Annotated in this window: 20 protein-coding genes and 1 tRNA gene; 15 read left to right on the top strand and 6 right to left on the bottom strand. The window is 34.9% G+C overall.

Annotated features, from left to right (window positions below; genetic code table 11):
- Positions 1–153 precede the first annotated feature (153 nt).
- On the top strand, positions 154–639 hold the full coding sequence (locus V6255_RS13590; protein ID WP_341628646.1) for a GNAT family N-acetyltransferase: 486 nt from the start codon (positions 154–156) through the stop codon (positions 637–639).
- A gap of 102 nt (positions 640–741) precedes the next feature.
- Here the strand turns inward: V6255_RS13590 and V6255_RS13585 are convergent.
- A tRNA-Arg gene (locus V6255_RS13585) sits at positions 742–817 on the bottom strand.
- Between the two features lie 63 nt (positions 818–880).
- On the bottom strand, positions 881–2,038 hold the full coding sequence (locus V6255_RS13580; protein ID WP_341628645.1) for a flagellar assembly protein T N-terminal domain-containing protein: 1,158 nt from the start codon (positions 2,036–2,038) through the stop codon (positions 881–883).
- Positions 2,039–2,249: 211 nt separating this feature from the next.
- Here V6255_RS13580 and V6255_RS13575 point away from each other — a divergent pair, with 211 nt between their 5' ends.
- Positions 2,250–3,008: a FlgO family outer membrane protein gene (locus V6255_RS13575; protein WP_341628644.1), complete on the top strand. Its 759-nt coding sequence runs from the start codon at positions 2,250–2,252 to the stop codon at positions 3,006–3,008.
- 239 nt (positions 3,009–3,247) lie between these two features.
- Positions 3,248–3,727, top strand: coding sequence for a hypothetical protein (locus tag V6255_RS13570; protein WP_341628643.1), 480 nt, complete (start codon positions 3,248–3,250; stop codon positions 3,725–3,727).
- A 169-nt stretch (positions 3,728–3,896) separates the two neighbouring features.
- On the opposite strand, the gene V6255_RS13565 is transcribed toward V6255_RS13570, so the two are convergent.
- From V6255_RS13565 to flgA, 3 genes are all read right to left on the bottom strand, one after another.
- Positions 3,897–4,316: a flagellar protein FlgN gene (locus tag V6255_RS13565; RefSeq protein ID WP_341628642.1), complete on the bottom strand. Its 420-nt coding sequence runs from the start codon at positions 4,314–4,316 to the stop codon at positions 3,897–3,899.
- A 24-nt stretch (positions 4,317–4,340) separates the two neighbouring features.
- Positions 4,341–4,661, bottom strand: a complete 321-nt coding sequence (flgM, locus tag V6255_RS13560) for a flagellar biosynthesis anti-sigma factor FlgM (protein WP_341628641.1) — start codon at positions 4,659–4,661, stop codon at positions 4,341–4,343.
- Between the two features lie 76 nt (positions 4,662–4,737).
- Positions 4,738–5,427 (bottom strand): flagellar basal body P-ring formation chaperone FlgA, encoded by a 690-nt coding sequence (flgA, locus tag V6255_RS13555; protein WP_341628640.1) that lies wholly within the window; start codon positions 5,425–5,427, stop codon positions 4,738–4,740.
- Positions 5,428–5,537: 110 nt separating this feature from the next.
- Here flgA and V6255_RS13550 point away from each other — a divergent pair, with 110 nt between their 5' ends.
- From V6255_RS13550 to V6255_RS13505, 10 genes are all read left to right on the top strand, one after another.
- Positions 5,538–6,452 carry a chemotaxis protein gene (locus tag V6255_RS13550; protein ID WP_341628639.1) on the top strand — a complete coding sequence of 305 codons (915 nt, stop codon included), beginning with the start codon at positions 5,538–5,540 and terminating at the stop codon, positions 6,450–6,452.
- Between the two features lie 121 nt (positions 6,453–6,573).
- The gene (locus V6255_RS13545; protein ID WP_341628638.1) at positions 6,574–7,407 is read left to right on the top strand and encodes a protein-glutamate O-methyltransferase; all 834 of its coding nucleotides are present in this window, start codon (positions 6,574–6,576) and stop codon (positions 7,405–7,407) included.
- Positions 7,408–7,711: 304 nt separating this feature from the next.
- Positions 7,712–8,113 carry a flagellar basal body rod protein FlgB gene (gene flgB, locus V6255_RS13540; protein ID WP_160060641.1) on the top strand — a complete coding sequence of 134 codons (402 nt, stop codon included), beginning with the start codon at positions 7,712–7,714 and terminating at the stop codon, positions 8,111–8,113.
- Positions 8,114–8,134: 21 nt separating this feature from the next.
- Positions 8,135–8,554 (top strand): flagellar basal body rod protein FlgC, encoded by a 420-nt coding sequence (gene flgC, locus V6255_RS13535; protein ID WP_025562506.1) that lies wholly within the window; start codon positions 8,135–8,137, stop codon positions 8,552–8,554.
- Between the two features lie 10 nt (positions 8,555–8,564).
- Positions 8,565–9,260, top strand: a complete 696-nt coding sequence (locus V6255_RS13530; protein ID WP_341628637.1) for a flagellar hook assembly protein FlgD — start codon at positions 8,565–8,567, stop codon at positions 9,258–9,260.
- A 15-nt stretch (positions 9,261–9,275) separates the two neighbouring features.
- Positions 9,276–10,646: a flagellar hook protein FlgE gene (gene flgE / locus V6255_RS13525; protein ID WP_341628636.1), complete on the top strand. Its 1,371-nt coding sequence runs from the start codon at positions 9,276–9,278 to the stop codon at positions 10,644–10,646.
- A 220-nt stretch (positions 10,647–10,866) separates the two neighbouring features.
- Positions 10,867–11,613, top strand: coding sequence for a flagellar basal body rod protein FlgF (locus V6255_RS13520; RefSeq protein WP_160060644.1), 747 nt, complete (start codon positions 10,867–10,869; stop codon positions 11,611–11,613).
- Positions 11,614–11,653: 40 nt separating this feature from the next.
- Positions 11,654–12,442 carry a flagellar basal-body rod protein FlgG gene (gene flgG, locus V6255_RS13515; protein WP_160060645.1) on the top strand — a complete coding sequence of 263 codons (789 nt, stop codon included), beginning with the start codon at positions 11,654–11,656 and terminating at the stop codon, positions 12,440–12,442.
- A 13-nt stretch (positions 12,443–12,455) separates the two neighbouring features.
- Positions 12,456–13,133, top strand: coding sequence for a flagellar basal body L-ring protein FlgH (gene flgH / locus V6255_RS13510; RefSeq protein WP_341628635.1), 678 nt, complete (start codon positions 12,456–12,458; stop codon positions 13,131–13,133).
- Positions 13,134–13,177: 44 nt separating this feature from the next.
- Positions 13,178–14,302 carry a flagellar basal body P-ring protein FlgI gene (locus V6255_RS13505; protein ID WP_341628634.1) on the top strand — a complete coding sequence of 375 codons (1,125 nt, stop codon included), beginning with the start codon at positions 13,178–13,180 and terminating at the stop codon, positions 14,300–14,302.
- 175 nt (positions 14,303–14,477) lie between these two features.
- Here the strand turns inward: V6255_RS13505 and V6255_RS13500 are convergent, their stop codons facing one another.
- Entirely contained in the window at positions 14,478–15,803 is a 1,326-nt protein-coding gene (locus V6255_RS13500; protein WP_341628633.1) for a Na+/H+ antiporter family protein, read from the bottom strand.
- Positions 15,804–16,001: 198 nt separating this feature from the next.
- Here V6255_RS13500 and flgJ point away from each other — a divergent pair, with 198 nt between their 5' ends.
- Together flgJ and flgK are read left to right on the top strand one after the other, a co-directional pair.
- Positions 16,002–17,027 (top strand): flagellar assembly peptidoglycan hydrolase FlgJ, encoded by a 1,026-nt coding sequence (flgJ, locus tag V6255_RS13495; RefSeq protein ID WP_341628632.1) that lies wholly within the window; start codon positions 16,002–16,004, stop codon positions 17,025–17,027.
- Positions 17,020–19,029, top strand: a complete 2,010-nt coding sequence (gene flgK / locus V6255_RS13490) for a flagellar hook-associated protein FlgK (RefSeq protein ID WP_341628631.1) — start codon at positions 17,020–17,022, stop codon at positions 19,027–19,029. Before flgJ ends, flgK begins: the two co-directional genes overlap by 8 nt.
- Positions 19,030–19,065 lie beyond the last annotated feature (36 nt).

Raw genomic sequence — 19,065 nt, 5'->3', positions numbered from 1 at the left:
AGCGCCTAATACGATAATCCCTGTTGACTCACGTCAGCAGGGATTTTTTCGTTTTAATGCTTTATTTGTGATTATAAATTCTTTTCTTATAATGACTTTATCTTGAAATTAAAGTTATGCATTATATTTGATATGTTGAAATATGGAGTGTCTGTGAAAAATTTACGTCAAGCAACTAAAGAAGATATTATTCGTATTGCTGAAATTGAAAACCTGGGTTTCCCAGAATCAGAGGCTGCTACTTTGACTATGTTTAAAGAACGGTTTCGAGCCTTTCCTGAATGCTTCTTTGTTTTAGAAATAAATGAAGAAATTGTTGGTCATATAAATGGAAGCATCAATGATAGCCCTGAACTACCGGATGAGCTATATTCAGATTCCTCTTTGCATTGCCCTAATGGAAAGTATCAAACGGTATTCGGGTTAGTCGTCGCACCAAAACATCAGCAAAAAGGTTATGCAAGTTTATTAATTAAACACCTTATCGAAACTAGTAAATCAAGAGGGCAGTTTGGGATTGTTTTAACCTGTAAGGACCATTTAGTTAGCTTCTATCAAAAACATGGATTCAATCATCAAGGGAAGTCTGATTCTACTCATGGCGGTGTTAGTTGGAACGATATGTTGTTAATTTTTTAAATGAAGTTTTATTCGTTATTTTACAAGTGAACTAGGCCTGTTTTAAATTAAATTTTATTATTAAACTTAAATCTTAGAATGTTTCTTATTATTAAGGTTGTATGGTCTCTCCACAGGGACTCGAACCCCGATCATCCGCTTAGGAGGCGGGTGCTCTATCCTGTTGAGCTATAGAGAGACTTATAATTAATAATATTAAATTAGTTAGTTACATCATTAATATCGAGGATATTATACATAATTATTGTATTGATTTAATAGTCGCAATATCATTGATTTGAATATTACTTAAAGGGTAATCATCTATAGTCGTTAACTCTGCGCTATTTTCATGTACTTCTATTATTTTCATTGCCTGTTTAGCAATAGTTGAAGATTGTCTCTGTATACCAAATTGGTCTTTAAAGTTACTTGAATAAGATAATTCAACGAGCATATCTTGTTGTAACCCATTGTTCTTTCCTAGATTGATTCTTATGTTATTACTATTCACTGTCACTATGCGCGCGCGCGGAATAATACATTGTATTCTTTGTGAAATATCAATATTTGCCTGAGCTAAACTGCTTAATATAGCTTGCCCATATTGGAACTCCCAAAATTGCTTACTATTTAAATCTGCCTGTTGTTCTTTTCCATACTGCCAGGTCGTTTTTTGACGGTATTGTTTACTAAAAATAAGCTTACCTTGAAGTGCATCATATAAATAAACGGTCATATAAAAATGGCGGTCTGGATTTGTTATCCAATAATTTAATGATGTTTTACTTTCAAATTTAACGGATAAATCATTAATCTCACCAAATACAATAAATTGACTATCTGTTTGAGAAGATATGCTTGCTAAGGTATCTGCTAAGTTTTTATTGTTATATTTTTCACCAAGCTGTAAGGGCTTATCGATATAACGGCGTATATTAAATAAATTTGGACTTAACAATAATTGGTTAAAGAATGTATTGCTTACTTTTTTGTGTAGGTTATAAATTTGACCGTCAACTGTTTGCTGAGGTACATTCATAGCAAAGCGGCTAATTACCATGGATTTAGGAAAATGCCCGCCAAAACACAGATCTGATTGTGTAATAATATTAACTTTTAAATTTACTGTTAATAAATTATTTTTTTGGCTTTCTTCAATTATTTTTAAGGCTTTAATCTCCCCACCTGAATTGAGTATTAATTGATTTTCAACTAGTACTCCTTGGTTCACTTGTTGCAAACTAGATATTGTCCCTCCTGAAAAAAGAAGTGCATCTTTTACTGCTTTTTTAATAGCTTGTTCGCGAGCTTCCTCAATATTCTTATTTATAATGATTGCGTTTGCGCTCGCTTGAAACCATTGCGCAAAAGTATTATTGGATAACAAAAGTAATGCAATAAATATGATTTTTTTCATCGGAACTCTCATTTGCTTAACCGCTTTTTAAATACTGTGAATTAAAGTTTTCTTACTATTTACAATTACTGCTGTGATGAGAAGAAGCAAAATCTAAACCAACTTTTTTACTAACTATACTTTTTACCCCTTTATGATTAATTGTCTAAAGTTTTGAATGTTATTGCCGATAACATTTTAGGATAAAAAATTATTACTAAGGCAGGCTTTAATGAACAAATTATTGGTTATTTCTACATTGATTATGATGTTACAAGGTTGTACATCATCTCATTCTTCATTGCATCAAGAGTCTGCCGCTATTTTTGCTATAGAGGAAGCTAGGACGAACGAGGATTATCTTTATTATTATATAGCCCATTCTTTTAGCAGAGGTGATGCTAATAATGAGGATAGTGACCAAGCAGATGTTCAGACTGATTCTAGTGGTTATGGTCACCTTTATACATTTAATGGAAAAAAGTCACTTATATTGTCAGAGGTCGTCAGTAAAATGGCAGACCAATTACTTTTTAATTATGAGGTTCCTTTTCACCGTGAGTCAATTGCACTAACATCATTGGTGGATTTAAATGATCATGATAATACAAGTTGGTTAGGGCAGACTATTTCAGAGCAATTTTTTCATGAATTACATATTAGAAAGTTACGTGTAATTGATTATAAATTAATGGGCAATATTCAAGTCACTAATGATGGTGAGTTTGGTATGACAAGAGATTGGAAGAAACTTAAAAAAAATGTAGATGTAAGCCGAATATTAACGGGGACTTTATCTCGTAACGAGGAAGGTGTTATTGTTAATATTCGTATCGTTAATGCCCTTAATAATGTCGTTGAATCAACAAGTAGTGCTTTTATTCCTCATCGAATTTTTGTTGGTGGGCGTTATGACTATACTCCAAAACGTTATATATTACGTAATAGTGAACGTGATGGTAGCCAATCACTTGTTCGTTTAGTTGAATAAAATTTAATATAAATACTTTATTAATAAAACAGGTTTAGGCCTGTTTTTTGCTTTTTAATGTTTATTCTTTACCTCTTATTTGAGTATTTTATTAATCAGTTTTAACCTATTATATCGATATTCTTAGGTTTTTATTTTATCAGATTCAATTTAGGTATGTTTATTGCTCTATTTGTTGAATATAAAAAAATTTATCGATAGGCAATTATTGCCAGTTAAAAACCATTAGGGAGTTATCCATGTTTAAATTAAATCAATATGCTCAGGGAGCATTTACTTTGAGCATATTGTCTGGCGTATTATTGATTCTTTCAGGCTGTGTCGTTCATAAAGAACCTGTCGAAGAGGTTGATGAATATGAGTTCGTTTCGGTAGGTTATGCGACTATGTCTGCTCAAAATGGGGCAACTGATGATATTAAAATGTTGAACGCAATTAAAGCTTCTAAGTTAGAAGCTTATAAAGAGTTGGCTGAACAGGTTTATGGTGTGATGCTTACTTCAGAGAATAGTGTGCAGGATTATCAATTGCAAAGTGGAAGGCTTAAATCAAAAGTAAAAGGTCTTGTAAGAGGAGCGAAAGTAATACGTACTTACCATGAAAGTGATTTGTATATCACTGAGTTAGGTTTAAACATGACAACGTTACCATTCTTAAAAGATGCTGAGTTTGCAAATCCAGATGATGTAATAAAAGTGCAAAGCCAAGTTTATTATTAAAGCTTCATTATTAATTTATTCATTTTAATTGAGGTTAAATTTGTTCGATACGAGTTTTAGGTTTATTTAATACAACAAGATGAAATAAAAAATACGAGCTCAGTAGCTCGCATTTTTTATGTCTCGAATATCTTACTGCTCGAATACCTTACTGATAGTTAAATCGTCATTAAGCTTCGATGTTCTTACCTAACAAGCTTCCACTATTTAACAGGCCTTTTTGATCGTAAGTAATGCTATTTTTGCCTTTAGCTTGAGTAAGTAATTGCACCAAATGCTTATTACTTTTCATACTCATTTCGATTAAGCGCCCGTTAATTTCGTTATTTTTTTGACACTCTGTTAAATCATTTACAATATTTTGTTTTAAAGTCGATAAAATCTTATCTTGTTCGATAATTGTTAAGTTATCTTTTGTACTGATATTTTTATTATCACTGTTAATCTTTTGTAATAATTTTTGTTTATTAAAGAGAAGTGTATTTAGGTTTTCGAATGATTTTTCTTTTAAGCATTGTTTTTCTTCTTCAAGTAATTTCTGTAGTACTTGAATCGATTCTAATAATTGAGAAAGTTGTTGTGTCAGCATCTTATATTCTTTTAAGTTATGGCATTAACTTGAATATGCCTTATTAAAGTCAGTTTCAAAGTTACCAATATTCTTCGCCAATTGCTCTGAATTAATTTTATAATCGCCATTTAATATTGCTGCTTTGAGAGTATCAACACGTTTCATATCGACTTGTGGCTCACTAGAGGTTTGTTTTTGCATATTATTTAAACTCACAGCTTGCGATGTTAATTGCACTGAGTCTTTAGTTGAACTTGCGTTACTCGTATTGTCAGTTGCACTTGCATTGCCTTGTTTTTGGGTTTTATTTTGATCAATAGCAAGGTTACTTTGTGGTGCTTGGCGGTTGATATTTATACTCATAATCGTATTCCAATTAGTCTACATAATTAATGTATCGGCAGAAATATTAATAACTTTAGCTGCAAAATAATTATTTTTAAAAAGTTACTTGTACTTCTTTTAGAGCGTAAACCGTACCAACGACAATACGTTGTGTTCGAGAGTTTTCAACTCTGACAGTGCTTCCTATATTACCATCGCTTAGGGCAATACCCGAGGCTTTTATTATTAATCCAGATTTATTCGCTGTAATGGTGACTTTATCTCCTTCGCAAACGTAACAGATATCCTTATGACGAATACTTTTTTTAGAAGATATATTTCTTTTTAAGCGAACGCCTCTTAATGCTTGAGCATTTGTGAAGGTGCTACCTCTAACGCGAGATTTATCTTTATAAATAAGTTCTATGTTTTTATTACTTAATATTTCACCTTTACTAATTGGGCGGCTACTAATAATTAATGGGATTAAGATTTGTGCTTTTACTCGAATATAAAGATCCCAAGGTGTCGCATCCAGACAAGATACTTTAACAGCGGTTTTGCTTTTTATTTTATCGCCTACAATATGACCTTGTAACGGTACTAAACATTTAGAGAAAGTAACGCGATCTGTGATAGGTATTGCCTTTATATATAACTTTTGTTCTCCTGTTATCTCGAAGGTTTCTTGATATTTGTCAAAAACGAGGCTTTCAGCAAACTTTTCTATCTCTTTAGAGTAATTATTATCTGCTAAACTGTAAGAACAGACTAGACTTAGTATCATTAAAGTAAATCGAAACAATTTAGTTACCTTATTTAAGTTAACTTATTTTATGCACATTTTACATTTTATGTAGTAAAAGATTATAAAACTACTTTTTAAAAAATAACCATAACAAAAAGGGATCGAATATGGCAGGAGTTTTAGACTCAGTAAATCAACGAACTCAGTTGGTAGGGCAAAACAGACTTGAGCTATTACTTTTCAAGTTAGGTGGGATCCAACGTTATGGTATAAACGTATTTAAAGTAAGAGAGGTTTTACAATGTCCTCCTCTTACTGTTTTACCTAAATTAAATGGCGCTATTCGTGGCGTTGCTTATGTACGTGGGCAAGCAATTTCAATTATTGATTTGAACTTGGCAACGGGAGGACGAGCAATAGATGATATTGAAAATCGTTTTATTATCGTCACAGAGTATAATCGTTCTGTTCAAGGTTTCTTAGTTGGATCGGTTGAGCGTATTATTAATATTAACTGGGAAGATATCTTACCGCCTCCAACAGGTAGTAGCCGATATAGTTATTTAACGGCAGTAACTGAAGTTGATAATCGTTTAGTTGAAGTATTAGATGTTGAAAAAGTACTTGATGAAATTGCGCCGGTTAATACCGAAGTAACGACACAAATTACTATCAAAAATATAAAAAATAAACGTGTTTTAGTTGCAGATGATTCTTCTGTTGCTCGAAAGCAAATACAACGTACACTCACCGCCTTAGGTCTTGAGTGTGATTTAGCTAAAAATGGTAAAGAAGCATTAGATCTATTGAATGAGGTTGCTAAAACCCAACCAGTATTTGAAAAATATGCTCTAATGATTTCTGATGTGGAAATGCCTGAAATGGATGGCTATACTTTAACATCTGCAATAAAATCAAATACCGATATGAAAGATTTGTATATCATTTTACATACCTCTTTAAGCGGGATTTTCAATCAAGCTATGGTTGAAAAAGTGGGAGCTAATGATTTTATTGCAAAATTTAACCCAGACGAGTTAGCAATAGCTGTCCAAAAAGTGATTAATGTCGATGCTGAATAAACGCTGAAACACTATAGAATAATTGGTGACATTGTTACCCTTTTACCGTTTTATCTGGTATTTAAACTGATAAAATGAAGTCTGTTTGTTTAAAGTAACAATGAAATATGGATAATAATTAGTGAGAATATTTTCTGATGATCTTTACAAGAAGTTTGCTGGTTTTTTAGAAAAACAGTGTGGTATCGTACTGGGTGAAAATAAACAATATCTTGTTAAGAGTCGTTTAACACCATTAATTGCTCAATTTGATTTTCCGAGTTTATCGGATCTTATCGAAAAGGTAATTACTGGTCAAAACCTTCAACTACGTAATTTAGTTGTTGATGCGATGACAACCAATGAAACGTTATGGTTTCGTGATATTTATCCTTTTGAATTATTGACGTCTAAGCTTTTTCCTGAACTGATCAAAACGAAAAGAAATATAAAAGTATGGTCAGCTGCGAGCTCTTCAGGACAAGAAGCTTACTCAATTGCAATGTCTGCAATCGAATTTGAAAAATCAAAGCCAATGACTAATTTAAATATTAAAATTACTGGTACAGATATTTCTGATTCAATGCTTAATCAATGTAACCTTGGTCAATATGATTCATTAGCTTTATCTCGAGGTTTATCAGACACTCGAAAGCGTCAGTTTTTTATTCCTGTTGATGGGCTTGGTAGTAAATTGCAAGTTAAACCTGAGGTCAAAAAATTGACTTCCTTTAAGCGTCTTAACTTATTAGATAGTTATGCATCTCTTGGTAAGTTTGATTTGATTTTTTGCCGCAATGTACTGATTTATTTTTCAAATGAGGTTAAATCTCAAATATTGAATCAGTTTGCTAATGCTTTAAATCCTGATGGCTACCTGATACTTGGTGCTTCTGAGTCGTTGAATGGCTTAACTGATAGATTTGAGATGGTACGTTGTAATCCAGGTATTATATATAAACTAAAATCTAAATAATCTACTTAGTTTTTTGGTTATTTTAATTAATAATCACTAAAGAGGCAATAATTGCCTCTTTAGTGATTATTATTGATATTCAATAGTTTGAACTTTTTAGTTACTTTATGTTTGCCACTAATTATTTTTTCTTCTCTTTTAAAATCCATTTTAATTTTGTATTCCACTCTATATTTGACGCTAACTACCATAAATAGCCTGTTTTAAGCTGACATAAAGCCCGTTATTGTATTTTTATGATTTTCATACTTGTTTTTTTGTTTTTGGCACATGCTTTGCATTTACATAAACAAAGGAGAAAATTATGGCAATTAACTTTGATAAAGCATTAGGCATTTACCAGTACTCATTAGGAGTTAGAGCTCGACGTACTGAAATTTTAGCCTCTAATATCTCAAATGCTGATACACCTAATTACAAGGCTAAAGACATTAACTTTAAAGATGCCTTGAATGCAGCAAAGTCAGGTACGGGTATTTCTCTAAGCCGTACTAACAGTTCCCATAATGCAGGTTTCTCAAGTTCAATGGCACAAAGTGGTTTGTTATATCGTGCTTCGAATCAACCGGATACTGGTGATGGTAATTCTGTTGACTTGGAAGTTGAACGTAATTTATTTATGAAGAATAGCTTAGAGTATCAAGCTACTTTAGATTTTTTAAACGGTAGTATATCAGGGCTTCGCAAAGCGATAAAAGGCCAATAATAGCGTGTCAGGAGAATTATTATGAGTTTATTAAAAGTATTAGATGTGGCCGGAAGTGGTATGAGTGCACAATCCGTGCGTTTAAATACGACTGCCAGTAATTTGGCTAATGCAAACAGTGTTAGTAGCAATATTGATGAAACCTATAAAGCTCGACACCCTGTATTTGCTGCAGAGCTAAATCGTGCAATGGGTGGTTTAGACAGTAGTGTCGGCGTAAAAGTACAAGGTATTGTTGAAAGTACTGCAGAGCTAAACCAAGAATATTCACCAAATCATCCTAAAGCTGATGAAAATGGTTTTATTTATCATTCTAATGTGAATGTAATGGAAGAGATGGCGAATATGATCAGTGCTTCTCGCTCATATCAAACGAATGTACAAATTGCTGATGCAGCGAAACAAATGTTAAGCAGCACCTTACAGCTTGGTAAAGGATAAGGATAATTAGATGGCTACTATAACTTCATCAGGAATAAGCTTAACGGCTCCATTAACCGACTCACAAGTTAAAGCTAATGCAGAGATCGATTCTGAACAACAACTGGACCAGGAAGATTTTTTCTCTTTACTATCTCAACAACTTGCTTATCAAGACCCATTTTCACCAGTAGAAAATGCAGAAATGATATCTCAAATGTCCTCGTTTACTACTGCGGAAGGTATTGCAACGTTAGGGACTGAATTTGCAGGTATTAAAGAAGTATTGAATTCAAGTCAAGCTTTAGAAGCATCGTCATTAGTGGGCAAAAAAGTATTGATTCCAAGTAATGAAACTTATTTATCAGAAGGTGGAACAGCTTCTGGTTCACTAACAACCACAACAGGCGCCTACAGTACTCTAGTTTCAGTTGAAGATAGTGCAGGTAGTGTCATTCGAACTATTGATATTGGTGATGTTGGTGCCGGTAATCAACGTTTTGATTGGGATGGTTTAGATTCACAAGGACAGCCTGCTCCAGAAGGCAAGTATACTTTTAATGCTTATGGATCAGTAAACGGTAATGGCGAAGAATTGACAACAGCAAGTTATGCACATGTTGAAAGTGTCAGTCTCGGTGGTGGTTCAGCTAGCGTGTATTTAAATCTAAAAGGTTTAGGTGGTATTGAACTTGCTGATGCAATTGAAGTTTCAGAAAATATATAATTAGAGGAAATAACTATGTCATTTAATATTGCACTAAGCGGAATTTCGGCTGCACAGACAGATTTAGATACAACGTCAAATAATATTGCAAACGTAGCAACAGTAGGTTTTAAAGAATCTCGAGCTGAGTTTGATAGCGTTTATGCTAACTCTTTATTTTCTAATAGTAAAACTAAAGTAGGCGATGGTGCCTCGGTTTCAGCAGTTGCACAACAGTTTCACCAAGGTAGTCTAAAGTTTACTGATAACCCATTGGATTTAGCAATCACAGGTAGCGGTTTTTTTGCAACCTCACCAGGTGTTGATGATAATAATCTTAGCTATACACGAGCAGGTACTTTTAAGCTAAATGCTGATAACTATATCGTTGATAATAGCGGTAATTATTTACAAGCCTTCCCTGTTAACTTAGATGGTAGTTCTTCATCGTTAAGTTTAGCAACGACCGAACCCATTCAACTTCCAGAAACAGCCGGAACACCCGTTAAAACTGAATCGGTTGACATTAGTCTTAATTTACCAGCTGGCGATGATTCAAAAGTACTGGCTAATTTTGATCCTGCAGATCCAGATACTTACAATAATGCAACCTCAGTGACTATTTATGATTCATTAGGTGAAGCACATATTTTAAATACTTATTATGTAAAGCCTGAAAGCTCATCAGCTGAGGGAACGAATCAATGGGTTTCTTTTGTTACAGTAGATGGTAAACCAGTTGAAAGTACTACACCTGTAAATTATTTGGTAGATACAAATGCTGATGGTACTTTCGATGATACAACGGGTGTCTCTGCAAGTTATACTGCAGATGGAGAAGAGCATTATGGTGTTGTGCTTAACTTTGATGAAAATGGTGTTTATGAGGGGAGCAACCCTGCAGTATTAGATTTTGAAGAATTAGGTGTTGGTGGTGCTAATGTACTTTCAGCTGGGGCAGATGGAACGCAAGCAATTACTATTAATTATCAGGATCCAACTCAATTCTCAGCTGCATTTGAGGTGACTGCATTAGAGCAAGATGGTTTGACTGTAGGGCGTTTAACTGGCATTGAAATCGGTAGTGATGGGTTGATTGAAGCGACTTACAGTAATGGGACATCTGATCCACTTGCACGTGTTGCTATGGTCCGTTTTAGAAATGAACAGGGTTTATCGCAGAATGGCTCAAATTGGAATGAGTCACAGAATTCAGGCGAACCACTTGCTGGTGAAGCGGGATCTGGTTCATTTGGTAGTATTAGTTCGGGAGCATTAGAACAATCTAATGTTGATTTAACGACTGAATTAGTTGATTTAATTACCGCTCAACGTAATTTCCAGGCGAATTCTCGTTCATTAGAGATTAGCTCTTCATTACAAGAAACCATTTTACAAATACGTTAATTTATTTACTTTTATATCTCATTTTATAAATGCACCTATTCAGGTGCATTTTTCTTTCTAGTAAATCTTTCTTTATCTTTATTTTTTATCTTAATTTAATTATAACTTTTCTCTGATTTTGTTTGTTGGCACAAGCATTGCATTTATCTGTTTATAAAATAAATATGTAACCATCTTTACCGCTGTTATGAGTTCAACAGTCAATAGTTAAGGAAGTAGAATGGATAATTTTCTTTATGTATCAATGTCTGGCGCTAAAGAGAACATGAATGCGTTGGCTATCCACAGTAACAACTTGGCTAATGCCAGTAAAACCGGCTTTAAAGCTAGTTTTGAACAAGCACGTAGCATGCAAGTGCATGGCGATGGGTTACCTACTCGAGTTTTTGCATTGGCAGAATCACCTGGACAAAATTTTGACAGTGGCGTCGTCCTTCAAACTGGGCGTGAATTGGATGTTGCTATTGAAGGTCAAGGTTGGTTCGTTGTTAAATCTGATACTGGTGATCAAGGTTTAACTCGTAGTGGCGATTTTAATATAACTGCAGATGGTTTTTTAATTGATGCCAGTGGTAGAGAGGTTTTGGATAATACCGGAAATAATATCTTTATTCAGATGCCAATTGAAAAATTTAATATTAGAAAAGATGGTGTGATTGAAGTGCGCCCTGAAGGTGCACCACCAGAAGGGTTAGAGAACATTGCTCAATTAAAGTTAGTCAACCCTAACATTCAAGACTTAATGCGTAGTTCTGATGGTTTATTTCGCCGTATTGATGGACAAGAAACTGAGTTTTCCAATGATGTTGTTGTTAGTAACGGTACATTAGAAGCATCAAATGTAAATTTAAGCAGTGAATTAACGAGTCTAATTAATTTACAGCGTAATTTTGAAATGCAAATAAAAATGATGAAAAAAGCGGAAGAGATTGACGAAAGCTCAGACACTTTATTAAAAGTTGTTTAAGTTTATCTAGCTAGATTAATAAGAATTTAAGGAGAAGGTTATGCATTCCGCTTTATGGATCAGTAAAACAGGATTAGATGCACAACAAACTAATGTTGCAACAATTTCAAATAATTTAGCAAATGCCAGTACTGTTGGTTTTAAAAAAAGTAGAGCTATTTTTGAAGATTTACTTTATCAAAATGTTAATCAACCCGGTGCTAATGCAACACAAGATACAAAATTACCATCTGGTTTAATGACTGGCTCTGGTGCAAAAGTGGTCGCTGTTCAGAAAAACTTTGAACAAGGTAATGCATTAACTACAAATAACTCATTAGATTTAATGATAGATGGTCGTGGTTTCTTTGAAATTGAGATGCCTGATGGAAGTTCTGCATATACTCGAAATGGTGAGTTTATGCTTAATGAAGAAGGGACACTTGTAACGCCCGGTTCAGGGTACCCTTTAGTTCCCCAAATACAAATCCCAGATAATGCACAATCAATCAGTATTGGTTCAGAAGGTGAAGTATCGGTCAATATTGCAGGTCAAGCAGAGAACCAAGTGGTAGGGCAAATAAATGTCAGTGCATTTATTAATGCATCTGGTCTACAACCTTTAGGTGAGAACTTATATTCTGAAACTGGTGCGTCAGGTGCTCCAATCGAAGGGGTCCCTGGTGGTGACGGTTTAGGATTTGTACGACAAGGTATGCTTGAAACTTCTAACGTAAATGTGACTGAAGAATTGGTTAATTTGATTGAAAGTCAGCGAGTTTATGAGATGAATTCAAAAGTTATTTCAGCTGTTGATGAAATGTTATCTTACATTAGTCAACAATTATAAATAGGTGATTAATATGAAAAGTATTCTTATTTTATTCTCATTGTTGAGCATAGTAGGTTGTACTTCATTACCTAACGAGCAAGTAAAAAATGATCCCGAATATTCACCTGTAGAACCAGTGGAAGCAGATTTAAATGTAATACCGACCGGTTCTTTATTTCAGCATAGTTATGCGAATAATTTATATTCAGACATTAAAGCACACCGTATAGGTGACATTATTACTGTCTACTTAGAAGAGTCGACATCAGCGAAAAAACAAGCAGGCACCAGTTTAGATAAAAGTAACAGTTATAATGTCAATGTGGACACGGTCACTTTACCAGGTGGAAGGTCAATTCCTGCATTTGGTTTCGGTGGGGGCATTACTCAAGATAGTGCTTTTTCTGGTGATTCAGATACAGATCAAAGTAATAGTTTACAAGGCAGTATTACCGTTAACGTTACACGTGTTTTAAGTAATGGTAATTTAGAAATCCGCGGCGAAAAATGGCTAATGTTAAATAACGGCGAAGAATTTGTTCGTATTAAAGGCGTAATTCGTTCAGAAGATGTGAGCTCAGATAACTCTGTTTCATCAACTCATGTAGCAAATGCTCGTATCCAGTATGGTGGTACCGGTGACTTTGCAAACACACAACGACAAGGGTGGTTGACTTCATTCTTTAGCGGTCCTTATTGGCCATTCTAAACGCTTTATTGAATTAGTTACTCGCGTATAAGCAGGAGAGCAGTATGCAATTATCATTAAGTAAAATAGTACAACCCTTTTTCACCATATGCCTTGTTTTAGCGTTTGTTTTATTTGTTAATGCCGCTGAGGCAGCACGTATTAAAGACATTGCAAGTGTACAAGGTGTTCGTAGTAATCAATTAGTAGGTTATGGCTTAGTGGTGGGTTTACCCGGTACTGGAGAAAAAAGTAGTAAATTTACTGAACAAGCATTTGCAACTATGTTAAGAAACTTTGGCATTAACATTCCACAAGGGCAAAGCTTAAATATTAAAAATGTAGCGCCTGTTGCTATTACTGCAGAGCTAAAAGCATTTACAAAACGAGGTCAGAAAATTGACATTACTGTGTCAGCTATTGGTGAAGCTAAAAGCTTACGTGGTGGTGAATTATTACAAACTTTCTTAAAGGGGGTCGACGGTAAAGTTTATGCATTAGCGCAAGGTAGTCTAGTTGTTGGAGGTCTAGGTGCAGAAGGTGCTGATGGTTCTAAAGTGGTTATTAATACGCCTACGGTAGGGCGCATATCTAACGGTGCGATTGTTGAACGTGAAGTTATTTCACCATTCTCACAAGGTGATACGATTACCTTTAATTTGCATGAATCTGACTTTACTACTGCAAAAATAATGGCAGATACGATTAATAATTTAGTGGGGCCAAATACAGCAAGTTTATTGGATGCTACTTCTGTCAGTGTACTCGCCCCCCGTAATATATCGCAACGAGTATCATATTTATCAACATTAGAAAATTTAGAGTTTGAACCAGCAAGAGCAAGTGCAAAAATTATTGTTAATTCTCGTACTGGTACGATAGTCATCGGTCAGGATGTTCGTTTATTACCAACAGCGATAACTCATGGTGGCATTAGCGTCACTATCAGTGAAAATAAAACGGTATCTCAACCGAATGCATTTGCTAATGGTAATACAGAGGTAGTTGATAACAGCATCATCAATATTACTCAAGAAGACAGTCGTATGTTTCAATTTGATCCCGGTATTAACTTAAATGATTTAGTGAGAGCTGTTAATGAAGTTGGTTTAGCGCCTGGTGATTTAATGGCTATCCTAGAAGCGTTAAAACAAGCAGGTGCATTACAAGGCGAATTAATTATTATTTAATGTAAGTTATTGTTTAATTTAATTTTAATAGCACATTTATTACAGTTTTTAATATAACTAAAGTAATTAAATTGATAAATGTAAAAAGGGAAAGCCAATGGCTTTCCCTTTTTTTTGCGCTAATAGATCTGTTTATGTCCTTTTGATGCAATACGGACATAAACATTAATCTAATTTATAACGACATAGCGGCTATCCAACCAAATGCAATCAATGGCAGATTGTAATGTAGGAAAGTTGGAATCACTGTATCTCTAATATGATCATGCTCTCCATCTGCATTAAGTCCAGATGTTGGACCCAGTGTTGAATCTGATGCTGGTGAACCAGCGTCGCCTAATGCGGCAGCGGTACCCACTAAGGCAATAATTGCCATAGGCGAGAAGCCAAAGGCGATAGCAAGCGGTACATAAATCGTCGCAATAATTGGAATCGTTGAAAAAGATGAACCGATACCCATCGTAACCAATAAACCAATGACTAACATTAATAGGGCTGCTAATGATTTATTCTCTCCGATACCTGAAGATAATGTTTGAACTAATGTATCGACGCTACCTGTAGCTTTCATCACAGCTGCAAATCCTGCTGCTGCAATCATAATAAAACCAATCATCGCCATCATGTGTACACCTTTCGTGAATACATCATGTGTTTCTTTCCATGCAATGACACCACCTAGCGTAAAGACAATAAAGCCTGCTAATGCGCCTACTATCATTGACCCCGTCATTAATTGAACTGTTAACGTTGCAACAATAGAAATCAAGGCGACAATTATATGACGTTTATTCAATGTTTTAAATTCAGCTGCGGCAGTGTTCTGAGTCTTTTCTTGGTAAACGCGTGGTTTACGGTAACTAATTAGCACTGCGATGAATAAACCAACAACCATACCTAACGCAGGTAAAATCATTGCGCTTGTTACTTGGTTTGCTGTTACGTCTAAACCATTGTCATGTAAATTCTTTAATAAAATGTTATTTAAGAAAATACCACCAAACCCAATCGGCAAAACCATATAAGGAGTAACTAAACCAAAAGTTAAAATACAAGCAGTTAAGCGTCTATCAACACGTAATTTATTAAATACACCGAGTAAAGGCGGAATTAAGATAGGGATAAAAGCAATATGAACAGGAATAATATTCTGTGATGAAATGGTCATTAATAAAATAACCGTGAAAACGGTGTATTTTATAGCGGTAGAGGTTTGCTGTGTTTGTTTACCGTTCAGGCGCTTAATGATGGCTTGAGATAATAAATCAGTAATACCAGACTTAGAAATTGCTACTGCAAAAGCACCTAACATTGCATAACTTAAAGCAATCGTTGCGCCACCACCTAAACCACTTTCAAAAGCTGAAATCGTATCAGGTAATGATAAACCAGCTGTTAAACCGCCTACTAGAGCACTTAGGGTTAGTGCAATCACTACGTTTATTCGCATCATTGACAGTATTAGCATCAGACATACCGCCAGTAAAACTGGGTTAAGCATATTTATTCCTTATAAATTTATAGATAGATGAAAGGTGTAGGGTAAAAATCGCAGGAATTCTACTTGATGCGTGTACATTTTACTGCAAAAACTATCGCTCCTTTATTATTAATCAGGAAATAACAACTTATCTTTCTTTAATTAACTTCTGGCACTTATTTTGCTTTATCTATGTAATGGTAATAATAGGGGTTGTTAATGAACAATCAAACAGTAACGCAGGCAAGTAACTACTTTGATCTACAAGGGTTGGAGCAATTGCGTCAAAAAACTAAAACAAATGACAAAGAAACGATTCGAGAAGTTGCGAATCAATTTGAGTCAATGTTTGCGAGTATGTTGATTAAATCAATGCGACAAGCGAATGAAGCATTTGAAACAGAAAGCCCTTTTAATAACCAGCAAACAAAATTTTATACGGATATGCAAGATAAGCAGTTAGCGGTAGATATTAGTCGTCATGGAACCTTAGGGTTAGCTGATGCGTTAGTTAGACAACTAGATCCTACTTCAATGGTACGACCTAAGTCGATTGATCAAAGCCAATTAACTATGCCTAATCATGAAGATAAACAGATGTTAAGTTTACAGCCTGAAGTTATTAATAATAATTTTAAAGCGCCAGATCAAGTACAAAGCTCACCGCAAACTCAATATCAATTAAATCAAAGTACAGTTAAAGGTAGAGTCGAAAGCCCTGCTGTAAATGTTGCAGCAGAAGGGCAAAAAATCGACTTTAGTTCTCCCTCTTCATTTATTCAAACTTTATTACCTTATGCTAAAAAAGCAGCTAAAGCATTGGGTGTATCGCCAGAGGTTTTGGTTGCACAATCAGCATTAGAGACAGGGTGGGGGAAGAAAATTTTACAAACTCCTGGCCAAGAAAGTAGCTTTAATCTTTTTAATATCAAATCACATGGTGGTTGGGAAGGTGAGAGTGTTAATAAAAGTAGTTTAGAAGTTGAAGACGGAGTCGGAGTACAGCGACGTTCAAACTTTCGTGTTTATCAAGGTCTACAAGAAAGCTTTAAAGATTACACTGATTTCATTAGTAATAATAAACGTTATGAGCAAGCTTTACAGCAAGCTGATAACGCGGAACGTTATGTTGAGGAATTGCAGCAGGCAGGCTATGCAACAGATCCTAAATATGCGGAAAAAATTAAACAAATTATGAATAGCAATAGCTTCCAATCAGTTGTTGCGGGAGATAATAATGGCTGATCTATTACAAATTGGACTTTCGGGGATTTATAGCTCACAAGCAAGCCTCACTACAACCAGTCACAATATTAGTAATGTAAGTACAGAAGGCTACTCTCGTCAAACTGTTGATACTTCTGCCGCTGGTGCACAGCGATTAAGTACAAACTTTATTGGAAGTGGGTCTGTAGTGACGAGTATTGACCGAGCTTACGATCAGTTTGCTTTTACTGAAAATGTAATCAATACATCAAGTTATGCTTATTATGAACAAACTTATACGCAAGCAAATCAAATGGATTTATTATTATCGAGTGATAACACATCAGCAACAACATCAGTTTTAAATATGTTTTCTTCTTTAAGTAGCATTGCGGATAATCCAAGCTTACTGGAGGCTCGGAACGTATTTCTACAAGATGCTTCTAGTATGGTCAATCAATACAATACCCTTTATAGCCATTTAGAAACACAATACGAAAGCGTTAATGCTGAAATTGATAATTCAGCGGATGTGATTACGGAGTTAGCACAAAGTATTGCTAGCTTGAATTCTCAAATATCTATTGTGACAGGTTCTGCAAGTGGTGGTGATGCAAATGATTTATTGGATAAGCGAAATCTCGCTATTACCGAGTTAAGTGAATATGTAAACACGTCAGTCGTTGCTGCTGATAATAACATGGTGAATATTTATATTGGGAGTGGACAAGGGTTAGTCATGGGAACCGTTTCCCAATCGGTTATTGCTGTCGATGGTGATCCAGATCTTACGCGTAAAGAATTATCTTTAAATTTTAATGGGCAATCTACCGCGATTAATGGCAATAAATTAGGTGGAGGAGTCGGTGCTTTATTTAATAGTCGGGATAATGATATTGAAGTAGCAATGAATCAATTAGGGCAGAGTGTCATTGGTTTGACTCATGCTATTAACGAACAACAAAAAGAAGGTCAAACATTAGACGGAGAAATCGGTGCTGATATTTTTAATGATATTAATAGTACTGAGTCAATGCAAAATCGTGTTTTAAGCCACGATGATGGATTAGGTAAAGCTACATTGAGTGTTCGTATTGACGACTTAAGTGAATTGTCTGCCGATGAATTTACATTAAAAGTAAGTGAATATACAGCAGGTAGCACGCTTTCATTTACTGTGACTAATAATACAACTGGGGTATCTCAAGGGGTTTCTATTGATGACCTATCAACAGAGGCGCGCGTTGCTATTCCTGGTGCAGGAATAAGTATTGGCATTGATTCGATAACCCAACCTTTAGAAGAAGGTAAAGAATTTACGCTACGCCCAACTCGTAATGGTGCGAAGGAAGCAGTCGTTTTAGAAAATGATGCAGAAAAAATAGCTGCGGCCGATGCTGAGATTAAAGCGACTTTAAATTCAGATAATACTGGTACCGCTGAGTTTCGTGTTAGTGCGATCAGTAATACATCCGATAGCCATTATATGGATGAAGAGAATCCACTCACTATTAGAATATCAGCGAATACCACAGATGCTGAAATCGCTTATAACCTATTTGATAAAGACGGTATTCAAGTTAATACAACGGAACTCACCACTCCTGTTGATCCGCTCACTGGTAAAGCTACATTTATTGCAGGCGGTGTTGAAGTAGAAATGAAGTCTGGATTTCCTGCTGTAAATGACGAAATTATTTTAAGCTTTAATGAAACAGGAGACGGTGATAACCGTAATATGCTAGCCATTACTGATTTACAAAGCGCTAAAATAATGAATGGAAATAAATCAAGCTTTCAGGATATTTATAACAATATGTTATCTGAAATTGGTGCGAAAACAGCTAATGCAGATGTTGCTATGCAATCAGCATCAATTTTAAAAGATCAGTCTTTTGAGCGAATTCAAAGTTTAAGTGGTGTAAATATGGATGAAGAAGCGGCTAATTTATTAATGTACCAGCAATATTATAGTGCAGCAGCGCGAGTTATTACGGTAGCGAATGAAATTTTTGAGAGCTTATTACAAGCCTCACGTTAACCCTTTAAGTTTTATTGACGATTATTTATTGGTGTG

The sequence above is a fragment of the Psychromonas arctica genome (assembly GCF_038155225.1).
Classification (GTDB): domain Bacteria; phylum Pseudomonadota; class Gammaproteobacteria; order Enterobacterales; family Psychromonadaceae; genus Psychromonas; species Psychromonas arctica_B.
The sequence above is the reverse complement of the archived record's forward strand: the minus strand, read 5'-3'. Positions and strand labels throughout refer to the sequence as shown.